This window comes from Enterobacter cloacae complex sp. P18RS (genome assembly GCF_014982105.1).
GTDB classification, from domain to species: domain Bacteria; phylum Pseudomonadota; class Gammaproteobacteria; order Enterobacterales; family Enterobacteriaceae; genus Enterobacter; species Enterobacter hormaechei_C.
Genome location: NZ_JADCKV010000022.1, coordinates 35259 through 60349 on the forward strand (window position 1 = coordinate 35259; position 25091 = coordinate 60349).

Genomic DNA, 25091 nt, shown 5'->3' on the forward strand with positions numbered 1-25091 from the left:
TCTGTTGTTTTTGCATACCTGAGTATGGTGTGGCGCGGATTATAAAGAGCAATAGCGCCATTGCCTATGGTTATGCATAACATTTTTTTAAAATGAGACGAAGATTAGCAACAGCTCGTATTTCTCATACCGTGTTGATGATGAAAACAGAGCGGACACTGCTTTTCATCAGACGTAAATGACCAGAAATGACGGTGGCACGTCAGGCAAACGGCTTCATATGCCGGTATGGTCACGCTTTTCGCTGTTCCTTCTGTTTGCGTCACGTTTATCGCCGCATGCTGGCATACCGCTTCGCAGCCGCCGCACCCCGTACAGCGTCCGGTTTCCACGACCAGTTCAGCGTTCTCAAACCGAATCGCGTTTTCCGTACAACTCCGCCAGCACGCGCCGCACAGTACGCAGGATTCGGTATCGAGAGTTATCTCTGCCTCGCTAAACGCAGAAAACGCCCTGCGCAGTTCACGCTGACCGGGCACGACGCTACAGGCCTGGACATCCTCTCGGGGAACGTGCATCAGCACACGCCGGGCGGTATTAACCTCGTTGACGGGTATATATTTAAACGCCCACGCCGCTTCACCGCGTCGGCGAAGCGCCAGATTCAGCCGGGCAATCGCCAGCAACCAGTCAGGATTCTGCTCCGCGTCGATACTGATAAAACGAACGTGGTACTGCGCGTGCCACAGCAGAAGCTCATTCACCCCTGGCGCACGGTCAGTAAACGGCCCAACAAGCGTATCGCCACACAGAAAGCGTTTTCGCGGCGTGATGCCGGTGATGGCCTCAGCGGGGCAGACGAACAGGCAGTCACCGCATTCAATACAGCGGCTGTCATCAACCGAGACGCTTGAGTCGGTAAAAGTAAAAGCCTGCACAGGACAGACGTCCGCGCAGGCGAGGCAGGAAGAGTGGCGAAAACGGCGACGGACGCACGCATGCGTCACGTCCATCGCCGGGGCAAAGGTCAATCCGCCCATCAGCCAATACTGAAGAAAACGAAGCGCAGCATCAGCTCACCGACAATCAGCAATGCGCTTCCCAGCAGCATGGGAGATCGCGCCGCTTTCAGACCGCCCGCAGCAAAGCACAGCATACCCGCAACGGATACGCACCAGCTCAGCAGATGCACGGTTCGAAGTTGCTCCAGCATCTGTAGCGGTGCGTGAGGGAACGTCACCACGGTGTTGTCCAAAGCCGCAATATCTGCCAGCCAGACGGGCTGCATCACCAGACGCACAAGCACCAGGAGCGTGATAATGACAACCGCCGCACGCACGGTAGTCTGGGAACGCGTCCCAACGGCCATGCAGGCTGAACCGATAATCCCCACCGAACCGATAAACAGAACCAGAGTGTTAACGTGCTGCCATGTCACCACGGATGCGTGCATGTAGATCTGCGCCATGCAGAACACATCGACTAAACCAACCAGACCTGCCACAACCAACAGTGGCTTCCAGCCTGGCTTTTTGACAAACATCAGCAGCGTTGCGAAGCCAAGTGCCGCAAGATAAAGACTGGCAAAGATAATCTCACGACTCAGCCAGGAGCTGGATACGTGGCGCAGCGCGTTAAGAGCATTAAGCGGATAGCCCATGTGCAGCGCGGAGGCGAGCAGCCCCAGGCTCGCCAGCACAAACGCTCCGGCTGCCGGCAGCAGCGCGCTGCGTTGCGTGCTTCCGAACGCCAGCCACAGCGTAACGCCAACCGATCCTTGCAGGAACAGCGTAAAAATCAGCAGCGGTAACTCATGCATGACGTTTCCCCTCTTTCTCTGCGCCCTGATGCGCTTTGATCACCAGGTTTGGTTTGGTGATGGAGGAATCAGGCAAGCCTTTCACATCACAGACCGCACCATACTTCGCCCGCAGTTCATCAATCGGCCCGAATTTAATCGCTTCGAGTGGACAGGTTGCCACACAGACGGGCTGCTCTCCCTTCGCCTGGAGATCCACGCAGAAATCACATTTGGACATCTGCCCGGTCTGCTCGTTGAGCTGTGGCGCGCCGTAAGGGCAAGACCATGCGCAGTAGCCGCAGCCGACGCACTTATCAGTATCAACGCGCACAATGCCGTCCCCCGGACGCTTATGCATCGCTGTGGTCGGACAATTTTTGGTGCAGACAGGGTCTGCGCAGTGGTTACAGGAAATAGAGAGCGTGTAGGCAAAAACGTTGTTGCTGACGCCGCCCTGCCCGGTCGGGATAAAACTCCCGCCGTTGACTTCATAAACGCGACGGAAACGACGTCCGACCTCAAGGTTGTTTTTATCTTTGCACGCCACCTGGCATGCCTTGCAGCCCGAGCAGCGAGAAGAGTCGATATAAAAACCCAGCTGTTTGTCGCTCACCGGCGCGTAATGTTTAAACTGACTCATGCTTTAGCTACCTCCACCAGCATGGTTTGATGGGAATTCCCTTTCGTAAGCGCGGTAATACGGGCGGAACTGAGCACGTTCGCGCAGCCGCCTTTATCGATACCCTGCTCGTCCGGCTGCCACCAGGCGCCTGCCTGCATGGCCACCACGCCTGGAATGATGCGCGGCGTGACCTCCGCCGGGATCTCGCAAATGCCGCGCGCGTTATGAATACGCACGGTATCCCCCTGCGCAATGCCGCGCTTTTGCGCATCCTGCGGGTTGATCCACAGCTTTTGCTGCTGCGCCTCAATTAACCACGGGTTGGCGTACTGGGTGGAGTTAGCGCGGTTTTTTCCTTTCCAGGTGATCAGCTGGAGCGGGAAGGTTTTGACCAGCTCGTCTTCCGGCCCTTCATGGGCAGGCACGTAGTGCGACAGCGCCGGAATTTCCGGGTGCTGCATGTCGTACAGACGCTTCGAGAAGATCTCAATTTTACCGGACGGCGTCGGGAACGGATGATTCTGCGGATCGCGAATGTTGTCTTCAAAGGCAACGTACGGCGCGCTTTTGAAAAGATGCTGACGCGTCTTCTGTAGCGTCGCGAAGTCCGGCAGTTTTTCATCCGGCATGGACAGCCGCGTCTGCTCCCAGATGTGCTCAATCCACGCTTTTTCGTCACGGCCCTCGCTGAACGCTGGCTCGACGCCAAGCTTAGCAGCGACCTCCCGCAGCCAGTCGTAGTCTGAACGGCGTTCAAATTCAGGTTCAATCAGCTTTTCTGACAGGATCAGATAGCTTGCCGTGCCCCAGGTTTCGCCGATATTCCAGCGTTCCATGAAGCTGGTTTCCGGCAAAAGCAGGTCGGCGTATCTGGCGCTCGGCGTCATAAACAGATCGCTTGCGACGATAAACTCGATTTTCGACTCGTCTTCCAGGACACGGGTTGCCTGATGAAGATCCGGGTTCTGGTTAGCCAGATAATTGCCCGCCAGCGAGAACAGGATGCGGATATTGCTGTCCAGCTTCTCAGCATCCTTCAGGCCATCTTCCGCGGTTACCTTAGAAGCATCATCCGCGGCCTGCACCCAGTTCATGACCGAAATTTTGGCGTTGACCGGGTTGTCCGGCATCTCTGGCCCGGCCGCAAATTTGCGGTTTGCGCAGCCGCCATAGCCTGCTGCCCAGCCGCCTTTCACCCCGACGTTACCCGTTAGCGTGGCCAGTATCGTCGAGCCGCGCGCGGTGCGCTCGCCGCAGTTGTGACGCTGCGGTCCCCAGCCCTGGATCAGCGCGGCGGGTTTGGTGGTTGCGTAGTCACGCGCCAGCTGACGAATAGTTTGTGCAGGCACGTGGGTGATTTTCTCTGCCCACTCAGGCGTTTTCGCCACGCCATCCTTTGCACCGCTCAGGTAAGCCATCAGGGATTCATTGGCCGGAACGCCCTCTGGCATGGCGTCTTCGTCAAAGCCCAGGGTGTAGCGTTGAATAAAGTCGCGATCGTGCAGATTCTCCGTGACGATCACATACATCATCGCGTCCATCAGGGCGTTGTCTGTTGTGGGAAGCAGCGGGATCCACTGATCGGCAAGGGAGGAAACCGTATCGGAATAGCGTGGGTCGACAACAATGAAGCGCGTGCCGTTTTGCTTCATCTTCTGGTAGAAGTGGTTGCTGTGCCCGAAGATGGTTTCCGTCGGGTTATGCCCCCAGAGAATGACCAGTTTGGTGTCCAGCAGCGTGTCCAGAGAGCTGCCGCTGGCGGCGGTGCCATAGGTATACGGCGTTGCCGCCGCCGTGTTACCCATACTGACCGAGTGATAGCTTTCGAGATAGCCGCCGGTTAAGTTGAGCAGACGACGAACCATTTTATCGCCGGAAAAGGTCCCGCCGGACACCGCGGTGCCCACATGAACATAGCGTGACGCAGCACCGTATTTTTGCGTAATAGTTTTTAATTGATTCGCAATGAGGGTGGTGGCTTCATCCCAGGTAATACGCTCGAATTTTCCTTCGCCACGTTTACCTACGCGTTTCATTGGATATTTCAGTCGATCGGGGTGATAAACAAATTTCCGATAAGCCCGACCACGAACGCAGGCGCGCATTACTGGCATCTGCGGATCCAGCGCGTTATCCGGACGCGTTGAAATTCGGGTCACAACGCCATCACTGACGTGAGCACGAATATCACACTTCCCGCCGCAGTCAAACGTACTACAGGTTTGCACCACTTTTTCTTCAGGCGTAGCGTCTGAAACCGCCGCGCCCTGTGCCTGTACTTTGCCGGTTTTGACGACAAACGGCAGGGCGGCGAGCGCCGACCCTACCTGAATAAACTGACGCCGGGATATGGCGGGAATAAGCCCTTCTCCCTGATGTTTATTTTTTTTCATTGCTCGTTCCTTCAAATAAAAACGCATTCTCGTTTTTTTTCAGGAACGAATATTGATAATTATCAAGCTAACTCTTGAGGGGTAATACTTAGCGATCTAATTCAAAATTCACTGTCGCCGTTTGTCCTGTTTCATCTAATACAATTAATTGATATTTACCCGGCAAATATAATTGCAGTGAATAATTCTTCTGATGCCCGTCCAGCGGTTCGCCATTCAAAAACCACCATCGTTGTCCCTCCCCGCCGCTGGTTGAAACGTTAAGGGTCATATTTTTCTCACCCGGAAGACGTTTAATTACCGCCCCTTCTCTGACGCCTGACAACATCATCGGCGCCGCATTATGGTTATCCAGCGGAGGGCAAATAGCTGAACGGGCGGGAAGACGAGCAGCCCGTTTTTCAGCAGCAGGCAGCCAGGGCTCCAGCGGTAGCGGCCAGACATCCAGCACTTTCTCTGTCGCATCAGGACAATCCGCCGCAACGCGTTTGCCTTCTTTATCCAGCCAGACCGGGAAACGGATCCCGCGAATACCTTCCTGTTCCGGCAGCAACAGCGTAGGCGGTTCACTGCCTTCCAGCAGCCAGGTTGACAGCCGACGCCGACAGTTTTCGCTCCCTTCAGGCAGGGACTGGCCCCCCGGCCAGCAAATCACGCCCCGTCCTACGCTTGCAGGACGCGGATCGCGCGGCAGGCGCGCTTCATCCACCATCGAGCGGGACTGAAGCATGTTATTGACCTGATTCAGGAGCGGTACCGCGCTGGCGAAACCAAACTGCCCGGCAACGGGCGTGCCGTCCGGGCGTCCGGTCCAGATTCCAATGACATACCGGGCATTCAGGCCGATGGCCCAGGCATCCCGGTAGCCATAGCTGGTGCCCGTTTTCCACGCCAGCGGCGCAACCTGGGGCAACGCACTGTCCGGCAGGGGCTGTGCTTCATTAGCGAGAATGCGTCGAATGATCCACGCCGCCCCCTGCGACAGCAGCGGACGTTCGATCAGCGGATCGCCCGGCTGTAAACGCAGCCGGCCCGCCTTACCCTGACGCGCAAAGGCGCTATAGGCGGCAGCGATATCAGCCAGGCGTGCGCCTGCGCCCCCCAGGATCAGAGAGAGGTTGGGCTGTGCCCCCGCAGGCAGAATGAGCGGTAATCCCGCGTTGCTCAGCATTCCGGCAAAACGTTTTGGGCCGTACGCTTCCAGAACCTGCACCGCAGGCAGGTTGAGGGAACGCACCAGGGCTTCGCTCATACTGACCGGCCCATGGAAGCCGCTGTCAAAGTTGCCGGGACGATAATCCCCCGTTTTTCTTGGCACATCCTGCAATAACGAAGCGGGATGGATCAGACCATCGTCCAGCGCCATGCCATAGATGAATGGCTTGAGGACCGATCCCGGCGATCGGATCGCATTGACCATATCCACGTGGCTGAAACGGCTGTCATCATTGATATCTACCGAGCCTACCCAGCCACGCACTTTCATGGATGTATGATCCACGACGATCATCGCCAGCGAACTGCGGGCAGGCAGGCGTGATTTCCAGTTCATTGCCAGCTCTTCAAGCTGTCGTTGCAAAGCTGCATCCAGCGTGGTGACTATTTTTGTGTCACGACTTTTACTCAGCATCATGCGGGAAAAGAGCGGCGCCAGCTGCGGCATCTGCCGGGGAGCCAGCCAGACCGGCTCTTCACGGGACTCTTTCACCTGCTTCTCAGACCAGACACCCTGAGTCAGCATACGGTCGAGCACTTTGTTCCGCGCCGCTTCGGCACGTTTCGGCCAGCGATCCGGGCGCAGACGGCTGGGTGCCTGCGGCAGCACTGCCAGCAGCGCCGCGTCGGAATAGCTCAGCTGAGACGGCGGTTTGCCAAGGTAAGTCCAGCTTGCCGCGCCCACGCCCTGCAACGTGCCGCCAAACGGGGCACGGTTGAGATACAGCGTCAGGATTTCACGCTTGGAGAGATGCCACTCCAGCTGCATCGCCCGCCACAGCTGACGGATTTTGCCGCCAAAGGTACGCGGATGCGGATCCAGCAGGCGCGCCACCTGCATGGTAAGCGTGCTCCCGCCGGAAACCACTCTCCCGGAGGTGAGATCCTGCCAGGCGGCACGCAATACAGAAAGCGGATTGACGCCCGGGTGATCCCAGAACCAGCGATCTTCATACTGGATCAGCGCCTCAAGATAGCGTGGGGAAACCTCTTCAATGGTAACCGGATAGCGCCAGATGCCTTCGCTGTCGGCAAAACGCCACAGCGGAACACCCTGCTCATCCACCACCACTCGCGCTGGGTTGACCTCTTTCAGGGGCAACGGCCACACGCGGTCAGCGACGACAATCAGCCCCCCTGAAACGAGAAGCGCTCCCGCCAGCCACAGCCAGCGGGAGCGAATCAGGCGTGCTATCCGCATCTTACGGAACAACGATCAGCGGGCCACTGGCCGCCCCCGTTGCCCGCCACTGCGGAACATACATGGACTCGACCATCGGAACAGGCACCTGATAGGTTCCCGGCGTAACGGCACGGGCCAGGTAAACCAGCGTGACCGGCTGACCTTCATTGACCGGCACCGCGGCCACAAAGCGATCGTCGCGGAATTCCATGTGCTGAATATCAGACTGTTGCATCTGATTCAGCAGGTTTTGCACTTCACTGCCGCTGTCCTGCAAGCTGGCGCTGCTGCTCGCCAGATTCTGGTTTTCCAGCTCCAGACCTGCCGGGAGCAGATCCACCACCAGCGCATCCGGCACGTTCTGGCTGGCCTTCACCTCCAGCCACACCAGAACCAGCTCACCGCTCTTCAGAGAAGAGAGCGACTTGCTGCTGCCGTCTGTCGCCAGGATATGACGTTCAATCTGCAAGACATTAGAGGATGGCTGAGGCGCATACTCCGGATAGCCAGTCGTGTCCAGTCGTACCCACAGCGGCGTAGTGCCGGTATTCGTCACCTGCAACGCATCAAGCTGAGCGCCGTTCAGGTTTTCTACCTGCGCTTTATCACTGCTCTGGGTCTGTTCAGAGAGGGTGGTCGTTGCCTGCCACGCACCTGACAAGGTTTGCAGTGAACGTCCGGCCAGGAACAGCGCATTGCTCTCCTGGGTAGACAGCCAGCGCTGGCTGAACGCGTCTTCAGATAACGCGTTCAGCAGCCTGTTTTGCGCATCCGGTAGCAGCTTGTACTCTTCCAGCAGGGAGAGCATCAGGGCATTATCACGCAGCTGGCTGCCGTAATCCGCCATCCAGTTTCGGCTGTCGTTACGGGGAGTTTTGAGAGCCAGATCCAGCGCCTGCTGGCTGCGCGGTGCATCCCCCATCAGTTTGAGTGCCATGCCCAGCTGCATCAACGGAAGCCCGGAAGCAGCCTGAGCGTGGCGATCCCAGATTTCACGCAGCGCACCGAGCGGCGCTTTTTGCTGACGCGCCAGCACCAGCGAAGCGTACGCCTGGACAGCAAATTTGCTGGCCTGGGTGTCGTCGCTGTAGCGGATGGACATCATCCCCGGATCCTGTAAATAGCGCAGCAGTCGGCTGTTGGCGTTATTCACTGCCTCGGCAGGCACGCTGTAACCCTGCTCCCCTGCCCGCACCAGGAAGTCCGTGACATAGGCGGTCAGCCAGTACTCTTCCGGGCCGTTTTTATCCCACAAGGCAAAACCGCCATCGTCACGCTGCATTTGCAGCAGACGGGAGATCCCGATATCAATGGCCGCACGGCGTTTATCGTCGGTATCGCCTTTAATGCCCAGTGCCTTCAGCTGTGCCGCGTTGGTGTAAAGCGACGGGAACAGGCCGCTGGTGGTCTGCTCAAGACATCCGTATGGATAGGCCTGAAGTTCACGAATGTAGCGTGCCAGGTTCAAAGGTGGTTTACCGCTGAGCAACAGCTGCCCCTGTAGCGTGGCAGGCGAGAAACCGGCGATATGCTGTGCTGGCGCGCTCCAGGATTCGCCAGGGTTCAGCATCGTGCCCGTATTCACCGTTTGCGCCGGGAATGCGGGACGCACGCCAATTTTCCAGCTCTTCTGCTGCGGCGCAAACGTCTCACCAGGGAGCTGAAGCCCCGACACCTGAGCAGTCACTTCACCATCACCATAGCCTTCCAGGGCGCGCACCGGAATAAACAGGGTGCTACGTGCGCCAGGCGGCAGCTTAACCGGCTCTGGCTGAGCGCCTTCGAGCGACAACTTACCGGTTGCGGTTAACGCAATGTTCAGCGTTTGCGGCTGGTCCGTCAGGTTAGTCAGGTCCAGCGTCAGGCGGGAGGTATCGCCACTGGCGAGGAATCGCGGCGTGTTAAGCTCGGTGATAATCGGAGCCGCCACAATGATTTTGCTTTCGCTGCTGCCGAAATCGTCTTCCGTCCAGGCCTGCGCCATCAGACGCAGTTCGCCGTTGAAATCGCCAATCGGCAGCGTGATGGTGCCTTCGCCGTTGGCATCAAGCGTAACCGGCTGCGCCTGCTGGGCAATAATGGTGACATGGTTCACCGGTGGCTTACCGCCGCGTTTCAATTCATCGCCGTCTCCGCCAAAGCGCAGTGCGGCCAGACGTCCCTGACCTTCAATCACCTGGCCGTAAACATCATAGATGTCCGCGCCATAGCGCTTCTGACCGAAGAAAGCTTCCCACGGATCCGGCGTGACGTAGTCGGTAATGTTCAGCACGCCGCTATCGACAGCCGAGACCAGTACGTTCACCTTCTGTGGCACAGTCCCCTCTTTTACGCTGGCTTTCACTTTCACAGAAAGCGTCTGGTTCGGACGCATTTTTTGCGGGTTATCCAGTGCGATGGCCAGGCGACGATTTTCGTCCCCCATTGGCAGATGCAGCAGGCCAACCGCCCGTTTTGGCGTGGCGGATTTGGATTTATCGCCAGGACGAACCACCAGCGTGCTGAGGTAGAGATCGTGACGTTTCCAGTCCTTATCCACCGGAATGGCGAGATCCAGACCGTTTGCTGGCACGTCGATCTCTTTCCACCACAGCGGTCCTTCGCTGGATTCGATCATTGCATAGCCCTTGCCTGCGGCCGGCGCTGCAATATGCAGGTTGATGGTATCGCCTGGCTGATAGGATGGCTTGTCCAGTTTCAGCGTCACACGATCCGGGCGAGCAGCGCCCGTGCCATCGCTGTTATCCTGCCAGCTGTACCCCGCCCAGAAGCGCACGCTGCTGACCATGTCATCAGGGGCTTTCACTTCCAGACGGTATGAGCCCCACTCCACCGGGAAGGTGACTTTACCGGTTTCATCGGCCTTGAGGTTTAGCTCCTGCTCGCCCTCAACCAGATCTTTTTGATCAAACTGAGACTGCCAGCCCTCACTCTCGGACCAGTTCCAGAAGTAGTCGCGACGCTCACGGATCAGACGCACCTGCAAACCAGATACCGCTTTTTTTGTCCCGCTGGCATCGGCATAGACGATGTCAAAGCTGGCGTTGCCGTTTTCATCGACAATCGGCTGATTGACGGTGGTATCGGTACGGTAGTCGTAAACGGCCTTGCTGGCGAACTGTGGGCGGATCCCCGGAAGTTCAGCCGCAGGCCAGATAGTCTGCTCGGCGCGTCGCGTTACCGGACGCCCACCTGATTCCAGCAGGCTGGCCTGCAAAATCAGTTGCAGCGGCGAGTGCGCCTCTTTCCACTGGCTTTCGGTGGTAACCTGCCCACGCCCCTGTTCGTCCAGCGTAAGCTGCACTTCATCCAGGCTGCGGCTCAGGTTCTCCTCGGCAATATCACCGAACTGGAAGCCAGGCAGCGCAGGCACCGCGTCACGTAGCGGACGCAGGAAAAGCTGGCCTTGCAGAGAATTGCCGTTAGCCGGCGCGCCATACAGGTAATAGCCCACAACGTTAAAGTCGACATTATCCTGCGGGGAAACCGGCGTTTTTTGCCCGGTCAGATTCAGCGCCATACGCTCAGGCATAAAATCTTCGACGTGGAAATCCCACATGCGCTGCTGGTTATCGCCCGTATTCGCGCGAATATGCCACATGCCGGTCTGGGCGCCGCTATCGAGCGGATAGTTGAAGCGATAAAGGCCGTTCTCAGGTTGCACAACGACCGTACGCGCCACCTGTCCGTCCGGGCGCAGCACGTCAAGTTTTACCGGCTGATCGGGAAGCGGTTTGCCATCGCTGTCGCGAAGCAGGCCGTTCAGGATCACCGTTTCACCCGGACGATAGAGATCGCGCGGGCCAAACATAAAGAACTGTTTGCTGTAACCCGGGTTACCGGCGATATCAAACTCCGCCAGATCCAGCGCCGGAAGTTTGAGGTCGAGAAGCGTCGTCTGGCCATCTTTACTGGCCAGGATCAGCGCGGCTTCTTTATCGGTTTCCAGTTTCGCATGACCATCGGCGTCGCTGTTCGCCTCGGCCAGGGTCTGCCCTTTATCGTTCAGAAGGGTAATGGCCACACCTGACTGCGCCGCACCGTTTTCAAGACTCTGGGTGAAGATGTCCAGGCGGTTATGATAACGGTGAGCGGACAGCCCAATATCACTTAAGGTAAAGAGCGTCGCGGCGTTACTGTAGTTATAGTGACCAGCCTGATTCATCACGGCGATATAGACGCCAGACTGCTGGAGCGGCTTAATATCTTTGAGCGGCAGGAGCAGTTTTTCACGCGTATTGCGCGCCGGGTTGAGGTCGAAACGGCCGGTGTAGACCAGTTCCGCCATCTTCAGCAGGTTGTCAGATTCCCAGTTGGTCAGCGAGTTACGGTACTCCCACTGGCTGACAAACGAGGCCAGCGACTCCGGCTTCACACGATAGAAGTTCACGTCCACATTGTTGACGTTGAGCGCCATCACCGGCAACCCTTCCACCACCTTACCCGGCAGCAGCGATCCGCGGCTGGCGAATCCGACCGTCGGTTCAACATCCCGGGTGGTGATCGCTTTTTCATAGTCGATGCCGAATGTCGCTTTGTTCAGCGCCAGCAAATTACGTTCGACGGTGACGACCAGATTACGATTCGGCTCCAGATGGCGCAGGCGCAGCTCTTTCAGATTGGGGGCCAGTTCCCAGGCGCCGTCCACTTTGCCGCTTTTTTTATCCACCACATGCACCGTTTTCGCAAAATCCTGGCTGGGCTCCAGCGGTACAGAGAAGGTCAGAACCAGCGTCGCAGCGCCGTCGAGTTGCACTTCAGAGGCATCCAGCAGCGTCAACGCCTTGCCCTGACTCTGCGCGGCCAGCTTAGCCAGCTTTTCAGGATCCGGTTTTGCCGGGGTTTTCTGTTCTGATGCAGTAGACGCTGCGGGGGCAGCGGCCTGAGGTTTGTCGTCGCTGTTATCACAGCCGACAAGCGTAAAGGTGGTGAGCAGCGCGAGAGAGATCGCAGCTAAGCGAAACGGTTTCATCCTGTGTCCCTGGCCTGAGGGGCCTGTTGGTCGTCGTCCGGATAAGTATTATCCGCAAGTTTCGTTAATACAAAAAGTCCAATTTTATAATCTGGAAAGCGCCTCGCAGATTGGCATCACGCTGCCACACCGTGTTGGAACCGCGATCACACAGCGTAACGTAACATGTTACCTTTCGCGTCATTTGTTTTTAAAACAAGAAGATAGCTGGATAAGCTCGCATCAAGCCTGCTAGTTTTATGACCATGACGCACCCCGAGTGCGCGGTTCAATAAGAGAGAAAGCCATGAAACGAGCCGTGAACGCCCTACAAAATTTCGGAAAATCATTGTACGGACCTGTACTTATCTTACCCATCGTCGGCCTGTTTATCGCCTTCGGGAATGTACTGGGTAACGGCAATCTGGCCGAGTACCTGCCGTTTCTCGGCCACCCGCTGATCCAGAGTGTCGGCCAGCTGATCGCCAAATCTGCCGTGTCGGTGCTGGTCAACCTGGCGCTGGTATTTGCCGTCGGGATCCCCATTGGACTGGCAACACGAGACAAAGGCTACGCGGCGTTGATTGGGCTGGTGACCTTTATCGTATTCATTAACGCGATGAACGTGACGTTACAGCTTCAGGGAGAACTGGCCCCTGCGGAACAGATGAAAGCCGCCGGACAAAGCATGGTGCTGGGCGTTCAGGTGCTGGAGATGGGCGTTTTCGCCGGGATCCTGACCGGGGCGCTCTCCGGTTATCTGTACAACAAATATTCCGGTGTCCAGTTTAACGGCGCGATGGCGATTTACTCCGGCCACTGCTTTGTCGCGATTGTAATGCTGCCTGTCTCTATGCTGCTCGGCGTGGTCATGAGCGAACTCTGGCCGTACGCACAGCATGGAATAAGCGCCCTGGCGCTGGCGATCAAAGGGTCCGGTCCGTTTGGCGTGGCGATCTACGGTTTCCTTGAACGCATTCTGGTGCCGACGGGCCTGCATCATCTGGTCTATACGCCGTTCCTGTATACCGAACTGGGCGGTACGCAGGAGGTGTGTGGCGCAACCTATCAGGGCGCGCGCAATATCTACTTCGCCGAGATGGCCTGCCCGGACGTGAAGCAGCTCAGCAGTACCGTGGTGTGGGATGCGCGCGGCATCAGCAAGATGTTCGGCCTTCCTGCCGCCGCGCTGGCGATGTACATGACCGCGAAGCCAGAGCGTAAAGCGATTGCGAAAGCGATTCTGATCCCGGCGGCGCTGACCTCGCTGCTGGTCGGCGTAACCGAGCCGATTGAATTCTCCTTCCTGTTCGTCGCCCCGCTGCTGTTCGTGGTGCATGCGGTGCTGACCGGCATCGGCATGATGCTGTTCTCGCTGTTTGGCGTTCACGCCATCGGCGCCAACGGGATTATCGATTTCATCCTCTACAACCTGCCGCTCGGCACGGAGAAGTCCAACTGGCCCATGTACATCGTGGTCGGGCTGATCATGTTCGCCCTTTATTTCGTGGTATTCCGCTTCCTGATCCTGCGCTTCAACATGAAAACGCCGGGGCGTGAAGATGAGGACCAGGAGACACGCCTTTACAGCAAGCAGGAGTACCAGGCGAAGGGCAATAACGACGAGCTGGGCGAATCCATCGTGGTGGGTCTGGGCGGTCGGGAAAATATAGAGGTAGTGGATAACTGCTACACCCGCTTACGCGTCACGGTGAAGGACGTCGACATCATCGACGAACCGCGCCTGAAAGCGACCGGCGCGAAAGGGGTTATCAAACAAGGTAACAACGTTCAGGTGGTCTACGGGCTGCATGTCAAAAAAATGCGAGAAGCCGTTGAGACGTTTCTCTGAAAGGAGCTAAAGATGTTTACATCCCCATTTATTCTGTCGATTGCCGGCGGCGGTAGCACCTACACGCCAGGTATTGTGAAAAGCCTGATGGTACGTCTGCATGATTTCCCTCTGGCAGAGATCCGCCTGTATGACATTGACGAGGCGCGCCAGAACACCATTGCGCCCGTGGTGGAGAAGGTTATTCGCGACCACAGCCAGAGCATCAAATTCACCGTCACCAGCGATCCGGAAGTGGCCTTCAGCGGCGCGCATTTTGTTTTTGCCCAGATGCGCGTCGGACAGTACAAAATGCGCGAGCAGGATGAAAAGATCCCGCTGCGCCACGGGGTGGTCGGCCAGGAAACCTGCGGACCCGGCGGGCTGGCATATGGCCTGCGTACGATCCTGCCGATGGTAGAGCTGATCGATCGGGTGGAACGCTACGCGCACGAAAAGGCGTGGATCGTGAACTACTCCAACCCGGCGGCGATTGTCGCTGAGGGCGTGCGTCGCCTGCGCCCCAACGCACGCGTGCTGAACATCTGCGATATGCCGGTTGCCGCGATGCGCAATATGGGTGCCATTCTGGGCGTGGATCGCCATCAACTGGAGGTGGACTATTTTGGCCTCAACCATTTCGGCTGGTTTACCCGCGTGCGGGTGGACGGCGAGGACAAGCTGCCGGAGCTGCGTAAACATATCGCGAAGTTTGGCCTGCTGACGGAAGATGCCGCGAAAACCGACCCGCAGCACTCGGATCCGTCGTGGGTGAAAACCTGGCGCAACATCAAGCCGATTATGGATAACTTCCCGGAGTACCTGCCGAACCCGTATCTACAGTACTACCTGATGCCAAACCAGATTGTGGAGCATCAGAACCCTGACTATACCCGCGCCAACGAAGTGATGAACGGGCGTGAGAAAAAGCTGTTTGCCGCCGCCGAAGAGTACCAGCGCACCGGAATTTTACCGGACGCCTTCCACGTAGGTGTTCACGGCGAATTTATCGTCGATGTCGCCTGCTCACTGGCGTTCAACCTGCGCCAACGCCATCTGGTGATGGTGGAAAACCGCGGGGCGATTACCAACCTGCCGTACGATGCGGTGGTGGAAGTGCCTGCCTATATCACCTCCGAAGGGCCGGAGCCTGTCCGCGTGGGTCAAGTGCCGCTGTTCCACCAGACGCTCCTGCAACAGCAGCTGGCCTCTGAACAGCTGCTGGTTGAGGCAACCATCGAAGGCAGCTACGAGAAAGCGTTGCAGGCGTTTACTCTGAACCGCACCGTGCCGACCATGGAGCACGCGAAAGCGATTCTGGATGAGATGATCGAAGCCAACCGCGACTACTGGCCTGCGCTGCAAAAGGCCTGGCTGGACGGTGAAGCGGTGAAAAAATAGGGGCTTGCTCGCGAGTTGAACGTGGTTAGCTTGTCGGTGTCAGAAAAAACACCGACAATCCTTTTTTACGGAAAAGAATGGAGGCAACCATGTCCACCTCATATTTTGTCGCTGCCGACTGGCTGATTGAGCACGGCGACGACCCGGAAGTTCAGATTATCGACGCGCGCATGGCCCCTCCGGGCCAGGAGCATCGTGACGTTCCCGCTGAATACCGTGCAGGGCACCTGCCTGGCGCGGTATTTTTTGATATCGAAGCCCTCTCCGATCACACCTCTCCCCTGCCGCACATGCTGCCTCGCCCGGAAGCGTTTTCCGTGGCGATGCGCGAGCTGGGCATCAGCAAAGATAAACATCTTGTTGTTTACGATGAAGGTAATCTGTTTTCCGCGCCGCGAGCGTGGTGGATGCTGAAAAACTTCGGCGTGGAAAAGGTATCGATTCTGGCGGGCGGACTTGCAGGCTGGAAGCGCGACGAACTACCGCTTCAGCAGGGTGACGTCACGCTGCCGGAAGGGGAATTTGATGCCACGTTTGACGCTAACGTGGTCAAGCGCCTGACCGACGTGCTGGTCGTGAGCCACGAAAACACGGCACAAATCGTCGATGCGCGTCCCGCTCCACGTTTCAACGCAGAAGCGGACGAGCCGCGTCCGGGACTGAAACGCGGACATATCCCGGGGGCGCTGAACGTACCGTGGGGCGATCTGGTGTTTGAAGGCGAGCTGAAAACCACCGATGAATTGCGTGCCATTTTTGAACGTCAGGGCGTGGATTTGCATCGTCCGGTTATTGCCAGCTGCGGCTCTGGCGTGACGGCCTGCGTGGTGATCCTGGCGCTGGCAACCCTTGGCGCGAATGACGTGACTCTGTACGACGGCGCCTGGAGTGAATGGGGTGCACGGGACGATCTGCCGGTTGAACCGGCGAAATAATGGATAACCGCCTGGCAACGCTGTTAACGCGCGGATCGTCGCTGACCCGCGCGGAGTATCGCGTCCTCGCCCACCTCACTGAGCATCCATTGCTGGTGGGCAACATCACGGTGCGCGAGCTGGCGCAGGCGACATTTGTCTCTACCGCGACGATTATGCGGCTGTGTCAGAAGCTGGGGTTTAGCGGCTTTAGCGAGTTTATCTGGCACTGCAAGCAGCTGCTTTCTGACACGCCGCATATCACCGTACAGCCTGAGCAACATGCGGAAATGCCCGCGCTTTTTACCCGGTTCGTTGCCAACTATCAGCAGACCTTCCAGTGGGTCACTCAGGACAAACGCCAGCAGTTTGCCAGCCTGCTGCGCCAGAAAGAGAGCTTCTTTCTCTACGGCGCCGGGTTTTCGTACCTTTTTGCCGAGTACCTGACCAAGAAGTTGCAGGTGCTGGGAAAAACGGCGTTCATCTCCGGGCCGGGAGACAGCCGGAATATTTTTCTCAGCAACGCCGCGCGCTATCAGGTGTTTATTGCCGTTTCACGCAGCGGCGAAACGGAGCAGGTACTGGATAAAGCGCGGATCGCCAAAAACGTCGGCATGACGATCGTCGCCTTTACCCGCGCGTCGGCCAATACGCTGGCAGGCATGGCGGACGTGCATTTTGCCCTCTATGACGAAGCGGTACATTTCGCCGCCGAAGCCGCAGGGGTAACGTCGTTTGAGTCGAATCTGGTGCTGCTGATGGATTTACTGCTGCTGGAAGCAACGGGGTGAAGGTCACCCCGCCGTAATCAGATAATGCGGTTGGTCTTGAGATCGCGCAGGAAGCCGCCCCAGCGACGCTCGTAGAACGGGGTGATGTGCTCGGTAATAAAGTGGCTGATCCCCTTCTCACCTTTCTTCACCTGACAGATATCAATCGGCTCATCGCCCGGCAGGGTGTCGGTTGCCACGCTTCCCGCTGCCTGGATGATCTCGTCGATATCGCCGTCGGCCTCAATCCCTATCAGCAGAACAGGCTTTTCGTCAGCGCTCTCTTTGATGGAGCAGAGAAACGCGCGTTTTACCGGCTTGATGGTTTTAAACAGCGTGGTCAGGGAGTCAATCATCTGCGCGGGCGGCTCGGCCACTTCAGACAGCAGCAGCGTTTCGCCCCCTTCCAGCACCTCCTGAGTGCTGAGCGGGTTGCCCTCGTCACCAATCAGGTGGCTGATTTCGCGCGGAGTAAACTCTTTCCCGGTCGGCAGTTTGGCGTTGAGGAACAGCGTCTGCCCCAGGGTCATTTCGAACAACGTGCGCACCGGCATCACCACGAACGCCTGTTCGTCTTCTACCGCTTCCTGCAAGGCCTCGAGCGAAGTAAAGAACGGGATCACCGAGGTGCCGTCGTCTTTCTCCCAGTGCAGCAGATCCAGCGCGCTGTCTTCGACAACCTGCTCCCCTTCCGCCGCGGTGCCCGGCACCCAGACGGTGGATTCCAGCAGCGTGCGGAAAAAGGCCGGACGGTGGGCGGGTTCGGTCGCCGCCTGCTCCAGCAGGGTTTCTAATTCGTTTTTGGTTTCTGACATAGTTTGGCTACTTCAAAAAACGCCGGGTGGCGCTTCGCTGACCCGGCCTACAAAACCGTAGGCCCGTGCAAGCGCAGCGCCGCCGGGCAATATGATGACTCCGAAGGCGCGCGTAAGCGTAGCGCTACCCGGCAAAAAAGATCACTCAGCCGTCAGCAGGTTCGCCACGGTACGCACGCCCAGACCGGTCGCACCCGCAGACCACTGCTCAACCGCCGCTTTACGGTAGGTTGCGGAGCAGTCAATGTGCAGCCAGCCTTCATGGTAGTTCTCAACGAAGTGAGACAGGAAGCCTGCTGCGGTGCTTGCCCCCGCCGGGTACGCTGCGCTCGCGGTGTTGTTCAGCTCGGCGAAGTTAGACGGCAGCTGGCTACGGTGGAACTCGGCCAGCGGCAGACGCCAGAACGGTTCGTTTTCCGCCGCCGCGCTGGCCAGCAGGCGAGCGGCCAGCTTGTCGTCGAAGCTGAACAGGGCGTGATAGTCGTTACCCAGCGCCGTTTTCGCCGCGCCGGTCAGGGTTGCCATGTCGATAATCAGCTCCGGCTTCTGCGCAGAGGCGTCGATCAGGCCATCGGCCAGCACCAGACGGCCTTCGGCGTCGGTGTTCATCACCTCAACGTTTTTACCGTTGCGGTAGCGAATGATGTCGCCCAGCTTGAAGGCGTTGCCGCTCACCATGTTGTCCGCGCAGCACAGGTAGAGCTTCACGCGCTTGTTCAGGCCGCGGGTGATGGCGAACGCCAGCGCGCCGGTAATGGTGGCCGCACCGCCCATGTCGGACTTCATGGAATCCATGAACGCGCTCTGCTTCAGGCTGTAGCCGCCGGTGTCGAAAGTGATGCCTTTTCCGACCAGACAGGCAAAGACCGGCGCTTCTTTATCGCCGGTTGGGTTGTAATCCAGCGCCAGCAGGACCGGAGGACGCTCGGAGCCACGGCCCACGGTGTGGATGCCCATGTAGTTCTGCTCGCGCAGGTCTTCACCTTTGGTGATGCGGTAAGACATCTTGTCGCCCGCCACGCCGCACAGCAGGTCGACGGCGCGCTGCGCCAGCTGCTCAGGGCCTAACTCTTCCGCCGGGGCGTTGATGGTGTCGCGCACCCAGTCGATGATTTGCAGGCGGCTTTCCAGCTCTTTCTGACCGGCTTCGTCGAGGTTCGCCCACTCGATTTTGCGGGTGCCTTTCGGCCCTTTGTAGCCTGCCCAGAACGCCCAGCTGCGGTCGGTGTCCCAGCCTTCGCCTTCCAGCGACACATGCTTAATGCCAAGGCCGTCAATTTTACGCGCGGCGCGCTGGATCAGGCCCAAATCATCATTGCCCGTCAGGTGCAGGGTAATACCGTCGTTGTTGATGCTGTAGGTGGCTTTTTCGCCCCAGCGTGCGTCGGCTGGCTGCGTGGAGAGCGTAATCTTCATCGCTTCGGTCATTTTATTTATCCTTATTAGCAACTAGCAAACGGGCCGCCTGAAGGCAGCCCGTTTATGTTATCTATTCTGCTTCATCTAACCAGACTAACAGAATCGCCTCCAGAATTTTTTCATTGGATGCGTTTGGATCGTCGTCAAAATCTTCCAGATCGCAAATCCACTGATGCATATCGGTGAATCGTACGGTCTTCGGATCGAGATCCGGGTTCGCGTCGTAGAGCGCCTCGCCGATTTCACGGCTGTCTGTCCACTTCAGTCCCATATCAATGCTCGCGTGCGTGGTTGATGGTGTAACGTGGGAACTCCACGACCAGATCTTCATCGGTCACCGCAGCCTGGCAGCTTAAGCGGCTGTCGGGCTCCAGACCCCATGCTTTGTCCAGCATGTCGTCTTCGTCTTCGGTGCTCTCTGCAAGAGAGTCGAAACCTTCACGCACGATGCAGTGGCACGTTGTGCAGGCACAGGATTTTTCACAGGCGTGTTCCACTTCGATACCTGCACGCAGGGCTACATCGAGAATGGTTTCACCGGTCTTCGCTTCCAGAACAGCGCCATCCGGACAGAGGTCCGCATGAGGCAAAATTACAATCTTTGGCATATTAAACCTCGTCCACGGACTGGCCTTTCAGCGCGACGCGGACAGATTTGTCCATGCGGCGAGCAGCGAAGTCCTGGGTTTGTTTATCAACGTTTTTAATGGCTTCTTCTATTGCGTCAGCGTCATTGCCTTCGGCGACTGCGCTTAAGCGCGCGGCAGCATCGTCAATCACCTGGCGCTCAGCGGCGCTTAACAGCGCGGCATCGGCAGCGAGCGCGCCGTTCAGGCTTTCCAGCACGCGTGCGGCTTCCACTTTTTGTTCGGCCAGCATACGCGCCTTCACATCCTGCTCGGCGTAGCTCATTGAGTCCTGAATCATGGAGGCGATTTCGCCATCGGTCAGGCCGTAGGACGGCTTCACCTGGATGGACGATTCCACGCCGGTCGATTTTTCCATCGCCGTGACGCTCAGCAGGCCGTCCGCATCCACCTGGAAGGTAACGCGAATATGCGCCCCGCCCGCCGGCAGCGCCGGAATTCCGCGCAGCGCAAAGCGCGCCAGAGAGCGGCAGTCCTGCACCAGCTCGCGCTCGCCCTGCATCACGTGGATGGACATCGCGGTCTGGCCGTCTTTGAAGGTAGTAAACTCCTGCGCGCGCGCCACCGGAATGGTGGTGTTACGCGGAATGACTTTCTCCACCAGGCCGCCCATGGTTTCTAAACCCAGAGACAGCGGGATGACGTCCAGCAGCAGCATTTCGCTGTCCGGCTTGTTGCCGACCAGGATATCGGCCTGGATAGCGGCGCCCACGGCAACCACTTTGTCCGGGTCGATAGAGGTCAGCGGCGTGCGGCCAAAGAATTCGCCCACGCGCTCGCGCACCAGCGGCACGCGGGTTGAGCCGCCAACCATGACCACTTCCAGCACCTCGCTGGCCTCCACGCCCGCATCTTTCAATGCGCGACGGCAGGCCAGCAGGGTACGCTTAACCAGAGGCGCGATCAGTTCGCTGAACTGATTGCGGGTGATCTCACCCTGCCAGCCCGCAACGTTAACCGTGACCGATTGCGCGTCGCTCAGGGCGATTTTGGCGTCGATGGCCGCATCCAGCAGTTCACGCTGTACGCGCGCATCGCTGCGATCGCTGATGCCCGCCTGCTCGCGGATGTAGTCTGCCAGCAGATGGTCGAAGTCATCGCCGCCGAGCGCGGAATCCCCGCCGGTCGCCAGCACTTCGAACACGCCGCGGCTCAGGCGCAGGATTGAAATATCAAACGTCCCGCCGCCGAGATCGTAAACCGCAATCACCCCTTCCTGACCGGAATCGAGGCCGTAGGCAATGGCCGCCGCCGTCGGTTCGTTCAGCAGACGCAGCACATGCAGGCCCGCCAGACGCGCAGCGTCTTTGGTGCCCTGACGCTGTGCATCGTCGAAGTAGGCCGGAACGGTGATTACCACGCCGTCGAGATCGCCGCCGAGTGTCGCCGTGGCGCGCGCCGCCAGCGCTTTGAGGATGTCAGCAGAAACGCGAATCGGGTTCAGCAGACCGGCAGACGTCGCGATCATCGGCAGGCCGTTTTCGCTGGCCTGTAGCTGATACGGCAGATGCGGGTAACGGGTCTGGATATCAGCCAGCGAGCGGCCCATCATGCGCTTAACCGAGCTGATGGTATTGGCCGGATCGCGCGCGGCGTTGGTGCGGGCATCAAACCCGACCGCGTGACCCTGCTGCTGGTAGTGGACCACGGAAGGCAGCAGATGGCGCCCCTGCTCGTCAGCCAGCGTTTCCGCCTGGCCGCTACGCACGGTCGCCACGAGAGAATTGGTGGTGCCCAGATCAATACCGACCGCCAGACGACGCTGGTGCGGTGCGGCGCTTAAGCCAGGCTCACTAATTTGTAATAAGGCCATAATTGCTTCCGAAATTAAAAATCGAGCAGCTTTTCTTCGAGTTGTTCAGCACTGCTTCGCAGTTTATCGAGAAAACGGAGTTTGCGCACAGTGTCTGCCGCCACGTCCCAGGTCTCGTTGTTCAGTTGCTCCACCATCTGCTGATGGCGGGTATCGAACATGCCCTTTACGCGCGTGATAAAGCTTTCCAGGCGCGCTTCGTCTTTAGCCTGTTCAATTTCATCCAGCTCTTCGCGCAGCTCCAGCTGTTCCATCAGAAAGGCGGTGTCGCGCACGGTATGCTGTTCGCTCGCCAGATCGAAACCGTGGAGCGAGAGCAGATATTCTGCACGCGCCAGCGGATGACGCAGCGTTTGCCAGGCCTGGTTGATGGTTGCGGAGTGTGACACCGCAGCCAGCTGCTCTGCCTGCGTCCCGCTGGCGAATTTATCCGGATGGTACTGACGTTGGAGATCCTGAAAACGGACCGTCAGCGCCTGGAGATCGATCGGGTATTGAGCGGGTAGTCCGAAGAGAGTGAAGTAATCCATAACAATCTCAGGGGTAGCCTGTTAGAACAAACCCCACGCGTAGCAAAGCCACGGTGGGGTTTCGGATGACGCGCGGTTAAACGTGGAAGCTTTCGCCGCAACCACACTCGTCTTTGACGTTCGGATTCGTGAATTTGAACCCTTCGTTCAGGCCTTCTTTTACGAAGTCCAGCTGAGTGCCGTTGAGGAATTGCAGGCTTTTGCCATCGACCACCACCTTCACGCCCTTGTCTTCAAACACGGTGTCATCAGACGCCGGTTCGTCAACAAACTCCAGTACGTAAGCCATACCAGAACAGCCGGAGGTACGTACGCCCAGTCGCAGGCCAAAGCCTTTACCACGGTTCGCCAGAAAAGAGCTTACTCGCGCGGCAGCGCTGTCGCTAAGGGTAATCGACATACTCAAACCTCAATTATTTTGCTTCACGTTTGCTTTTGTAATCCGCAATGGCGGCTTTGATCGCGTCTTCTGCCAGAATTGAGCAGTGAATTTTCACCGGCGGCAGTTCGAGTTCTTCAGCAATATCCGTGTTCTTGATTGCCTGTGCTTCGTCCAGAGACTTGCCCTTCACCCATTCGGTGACCAGGGAGCTGGACGCGATAGCTGAACCGCAGCCGTAGGTCTTGAAGCGCGCGTCTTCAATGATACCTTCATTGTTGACTTTAATCTGCAACTTCATCACGTCGCCACACGCTGGCGCGCCAACCATACCGCTACCGACAGATTCATCGCTGTTGTCAAAAGAGCCAACGTTGCGCGGGTTCTCGTAATGATCGATAACTTTTTCGCTGTATGCCATGATTGAATTCTCCTTATGTACCGATTAGTGATGTGACCATTCAATGCTGTTCAGATCCACGCCCTGCTTGAACATTTCCCACAGTGGAGAAAGGTCGCGCAGACGGCCAATGGAGTTACGAACCAGTTTGATGGTGTAGTCAATCTCTTCTTCGGTAGTAAAACGACCTAAAGAGAAACGGATAGAGCTGTGTGCCAGCTCGTCAGTCATACCCAGCGCGCGCAGCACGTAGGATGGCTCCAGGCTTGCAGACGTACAGGCAGAACCGGAAGAAACGGCCAGGTCTTTCAGCGCCATGATCAGCGATTCACCTTCAACATAGTTGAAGCTGACGTTGAGGATGTTTGGCGCGCCCTGCTCGAGATCGCCGTTCAGATACACTTCTTCCATATCTTTCACGCCGTCCCACAGACGGTTACGCAGCGTACGCAGGCGTGCCATCTCGGTTTCCATCTCTTCTTTCGCGATGCGATACGCTTCGCCCATGCCCACGATCTGGTGAACAGGCAGCGTACCGGAACGCATGCCGCGCTCGTGACCACCGCCGTGCATCTGTGCTTCGATGCGGATACGTGGCTTACGACGAACGTACAGCGCGCCGATACCTTTCGGACCATAGATTTTGTGACCGGAGAAGGACATCAGGTCCACTTTCAGCTGGCTCAGGTCGATAGGCAGTTTGCCCACGCTCTGGGTCGCATCCACGTGGTAGATGATGCCGCGCGCACGGCACATTTCGCCGATGGTTGCGATGTCCTGCACAACGCCGATTTCGTTGTTAACGTGCATGATGGAAACCAGGATGGTGTCATCGCGCATGGCCGCTTCGAGCTCTTTCAGGTCGATGATCCCGTTGCTCTGCGGCGCCAGGTAAGTCACTTCGAACCCTTCACGCTCCAGCTGACGGCAGGTGTCCAGCACGGCTTTGTGTTCGGTTTTGCTGGTGATGATGTGCTTGCCTTTTTTCTGATAAAAGTTGGCTGCACCTTTGATCGCCAGGTTGTCGGATTCGGTCGCGCCGGAGGTGAAAACAATTTCACGCGGATCGGCACCAACCAGGTCAGCAATCTGATTACGGGCGATATCAACCGCCTCTTCAGCATGCCAGCCAAAACGGTGAGAACGGGAAGCTGGGTTACCAAAGTTTCCGTCCAGGGTCAGACACTGCATCATTTTCTCGGCAACACGCGGGTCCACCGGCGTGGTTGCGGAGTAATCGAGATAAATCGGTAATTTCATTGCTCTATAAACTCCGTACATCGCTTCAATGCAAGGAATCAGGCAACCGGCTGGATGTACGACCGAGTACACGGGGCGAGCTAACGCCCCGGCCTGATTCTGAAATACTTATCTTTTTATTACGCGCGCAGTTTAACGTCGATTGCGTCCTGCGAACGGGTGCTGCGCTGTGATTCATGGCTTTGCTGACGACCCGACACGTCCAGAACTTCCTGGTTATTCACCAGTTCACCCAGGGTGATGTTGTTCAGGAAGCCGGTCAGACGGTCGCTCAGATCGCGCCACAGCGCGTGGGTCAGGCACTTATCGCCGCCCTGGCAGCCGCCTTTACCCTGGCAACGGGTCGCGTCAACGGATTCGTCAACCGCGCTAATCACTTCGCCAACCGCAATACTGCCTGCGTCTTTACCCAGCAGATAACCGCCGCCCGGGCCACGAACGCTGGACACCAGTCCGTTTTTACGCAGTCTGGAGAACAGCTGTTCCAGGTAAGAGAGGGAGATCCCTTGTCGTTCAGAAATATCAGCCAACGGAACCGGGCCCGCTTCGGAGTTGAGCGCAACGTCCAGCATCGCGGTCACGGCATAACGCCCTTTAGATGTCAGTCTCATGTCTTACTTAACCTCAAACTCGCCCCTGCCCGGGGTTTTTTATTGTAAAATGGGGGTATTGCATAGCAGGGCCAAGTCTGACATTCCTGACTAAATTGGTCAACTATTTACTTGACTGTTTTAGTCAGGTATTTAACCTTCTGTGCCGTATTTTGCCCGGCGGCGCTGCGCTTGCACGGGCCTACGGGCTTTGTAG

General features: G+C 57.6%; 20 protein-coding genes. 4 read left to right on the forward strand and 16 right to left on the reverse strand.

The window, feature by feature from the left end; translation table 11 throughout:
• Positions 1-104 precede the first annotated feature (104 nt).
• The 6 genes from INF61_RS17295 to INF61_RS17320 form a co-directional block, all read right to left on the reverse strand.
• Positions 105-980, reverse strand: coding sequence for a 4Fe-4S binding protein (locus INF61_RS17295; RefSeq protein WP_193547945.1), 876 nt, complete (start codon positions 978-980; stop codon positions 105-107).
• Positions 980-1759, reverse strand: coding sequence for a DmsC/YnfH family molybdoenzyme membrane anchor subunit (locus INF61_RS17300; RefSeq protein ID WP_193547946.1), 780 nt, complete (start codon positions 1757-1759; stop codon positions 980-982). Before INF61_RS17300 ends, INF61_RS17295 begins: the two co-directional genes overlap by 1 nt.
• Positions 1752-2381 carry a DMSO/selenate family reductase complex B subunit gene (locus INF61_RS17305; RefSeq protein WP_015572168.1) on the reverse strand — a complete coding sequence of 210 codons (630 nt, stop codon included), beginning with the start codon at positions 2379-2381 and terminating at the stop codon, positions 1752-1754. Before INF61_RS17305 ends, INF61_RS17300 begins: the two co-directional genes overlap by 8 nt.
• A complete protein-coding gene (locus INF61_RS17310) occupies positions 2378-4756 on the reverse strand; it encodes a DMSO/selenate family reductase complex A subunit (RefSeq protein ID WP_305043888.1) in 2379 nt (792 codons plus the stop codon). The genes INF61_RS17305 and INF61_RS17310 overlap by 4 nt, the downstream gene beginning before the upstream one ends.
• Before the next feature lie 88 nt (positions 4757-4844).
• Positions 4845-7172, reverse strand: a complete 2328-nt coding sequence (gene pbpC / locus INF61_RS17315; RefSeq protein WP_017692922.1) for a peptidoglycan glycosyltransferase PbpC — start codon at positions 7170-7172, stop codon at positions 4845-4847.
• Position 7173: 1 nt separating this feature from the next.
• Complete coding sequence (locus INF61_RS17320; protein ID WP_193547948.1) at positions 7174-12126, reverse strand: alpha-2-macroglobulin; 4953 nt, start codon at positions 12124-12126, stop codon at positions 7174-7176.
• A gap of 286 nt (positions 12127-12412) precedes the next feature.
• Here INF61_RS17320 and INF61_RS17325 point away from each other — a divergent pair, with 286 nt between their 5' ends.
• The 4 genes from INF61_RS17325 (at position 12413) to INF61_RS17340 (ending at position 17042) form a co-directional block, all read left to right on the forward strand.
• A complete protein-coding gene (locus tag INF61_RS17325) occupies positions 12413-13957 on the forward strand; it encodes a PTS transporter subunit EIIC (protein WP_032671865.1) in 1545 nt (514 codons plus the stop codon).
• Between the two features lie 12 nt (positions 13958-13969).
• A complete protein-coding gene (locus INF61_RS17330; protein ID WP_193547949.1) occupies positions 13970-15337 on the forward strand; it encodes a 6-phospho-alpha-glucosidase in 1368 nt (455 codons plus the stop codon).
• 89 nt (positions 15338-15426) lie between these two features.
• Positions 15427-16272: a 3-mercaptopyruvate sulfurtransferase gene (gene sseA, locus INF61_RS17335; RefSeq protein WP_017383536.1), complete on the forward strand. Its 846-nt coding sequence runs from the start codon at positions 15427-15429 to the stop codon at positions 16270-16272.
• The gene (locus INF61_RS17340; protein WP_015572161.1) at positions 16272-17042 is read left to right on the forward strand and encodes a MurR/RpiR family transcriptional regulator; all 771 of its coding nucleotides are present in this window, start codon (positions 16272-16274) and stop codon (positions 17040-17042) included. Before sseA ends, INF61_RS17340 begins: the two co-directional genes overlap by 1 nt.
• A gap of 17 nt (positions 17043-17059) precedes the next feature.
• On the opposite strand, the gene sseB is transcribed toward INF61_RS17340, so the two are convergent.
• The 10 genes from sseB to iscR form a co-directional block, all read right to left on the reverse strand.
• Entirely contained in the window at positions 17060-17836 is a 777-nt protein-coding gene (sseB, locus tag INF61_RS17345; RefSeq protein ID WP_023325069.1) for an enhanced serine sensitivity protein SseB, read from the reverse strand.
• Positions 17837-17977: 141 nt separating this feature from the next.
• Complete coding sequence (pepB, locus tag INF61_RS17350; RefSeq protein WP_047736714.1) at positions 17978-19264, reverse strand: aminopeptidase PepB; 1287 nt, start codon at positions 19262-19264, stop codon at positions 17978-17980.
• Between the two features lie 61 nt (positions 19265-19325).
• Entirely contained in the window at positions 19326-19526 is a 201-nt protein-coding gene (iscX, locus tag INF61_RS17355) for a Fe-S cluster assembly protein IscX (protein WP_003860650.1), read from the reverse strand.
• A gap of 1 nt (position 19527) precedes the next feature.
• Positions 19528-19863 (reverse strand): ISC system 2Fe-2S type ferredoxin, encoded by a 336-nt coding sequence (gene fdx / locus INF61_RS17360; RefSeq protein WP_003860652.1) that lies wholly within the window; start codon positions 19861-19863, stop codon positions 19528-19530.
• A gap of 1 nt (position 19864) precedes the next feature.
• The gene (hscA, locus tag INF61_RS17365; RefSeq protein ID WP_032654486.1) at positions 19865-21715 is read right to left on the reverse strand and encodes a Fe-S protein assembly chaperone HscA; all 1851 of its coding nucleotides are present in this window, start codon (positions 21713-21715) and stop codon (positions 19865-19867) included.
• 14 nt (positions 21716-21729) lie between these two features.
• On the reverse strand, positions 21730-22245 hold the full coding sequence (gene hscB, locus INF61_RS17370) for a co-chaperone HscB (protein ID WP_003860657.1): 516 nt from the start codon (positions 22243-22245) through the stop codon (positions 21730-21732).
• A gap of 76 nt (positions 22246-22321) precedes the next feature.
• Complete coding sequence (gene iscA, locus INF61_RS17375) at positions 22322-22645, reverse strand: iron-sulfur cluster assembly protein IscA (protein ID WP_003860659.1); 324 nt, start codon at positions 22643-22645, stop codon at positions 22322-22324.
• 13 nt (positions 22646-22658) lie between these two features.
• Positions 22659-23045 carry a Fe-S cluster assembly scaffold IscU gene (gene iscU, locus INF61_RS17380; protein ID WP_003860661.1) on the reverse strand — a complete coding sequence of 129 codons (387 nt, stop codon included), beginning with the start codon at positions 23043-23045 and terminating at the stop codon, positions 22659-22661.
• Between the two features lie 24 nt (positions 23046-23069).
• Positions 23070-24284: a cysteine desulfurase gene (gene iscS / locus INF61_RS17385; protein ID WP_003860663.1), complete on the reverse strand. Its 1215-nt coding sequence runs from the start codon at positions 24282-24284 to the stop codon at positions 23070-23072.
• A gap of 119 nt (positions 24285-24403) precedes the next feature.
• Complete coding sequence (gene iscR / locus INF61_RS17390) at positions 24404-24895, reverse strand: Fe-S cluster assembly transcriptional regulator IscR (protein ID WP_015572158.1); 492 nt, start codon at positions 24893-24895, stop codon at positions 24404-24406.
• Between the last annotated feature and the right edge of the window lie 196 nt (positions 24896-25091).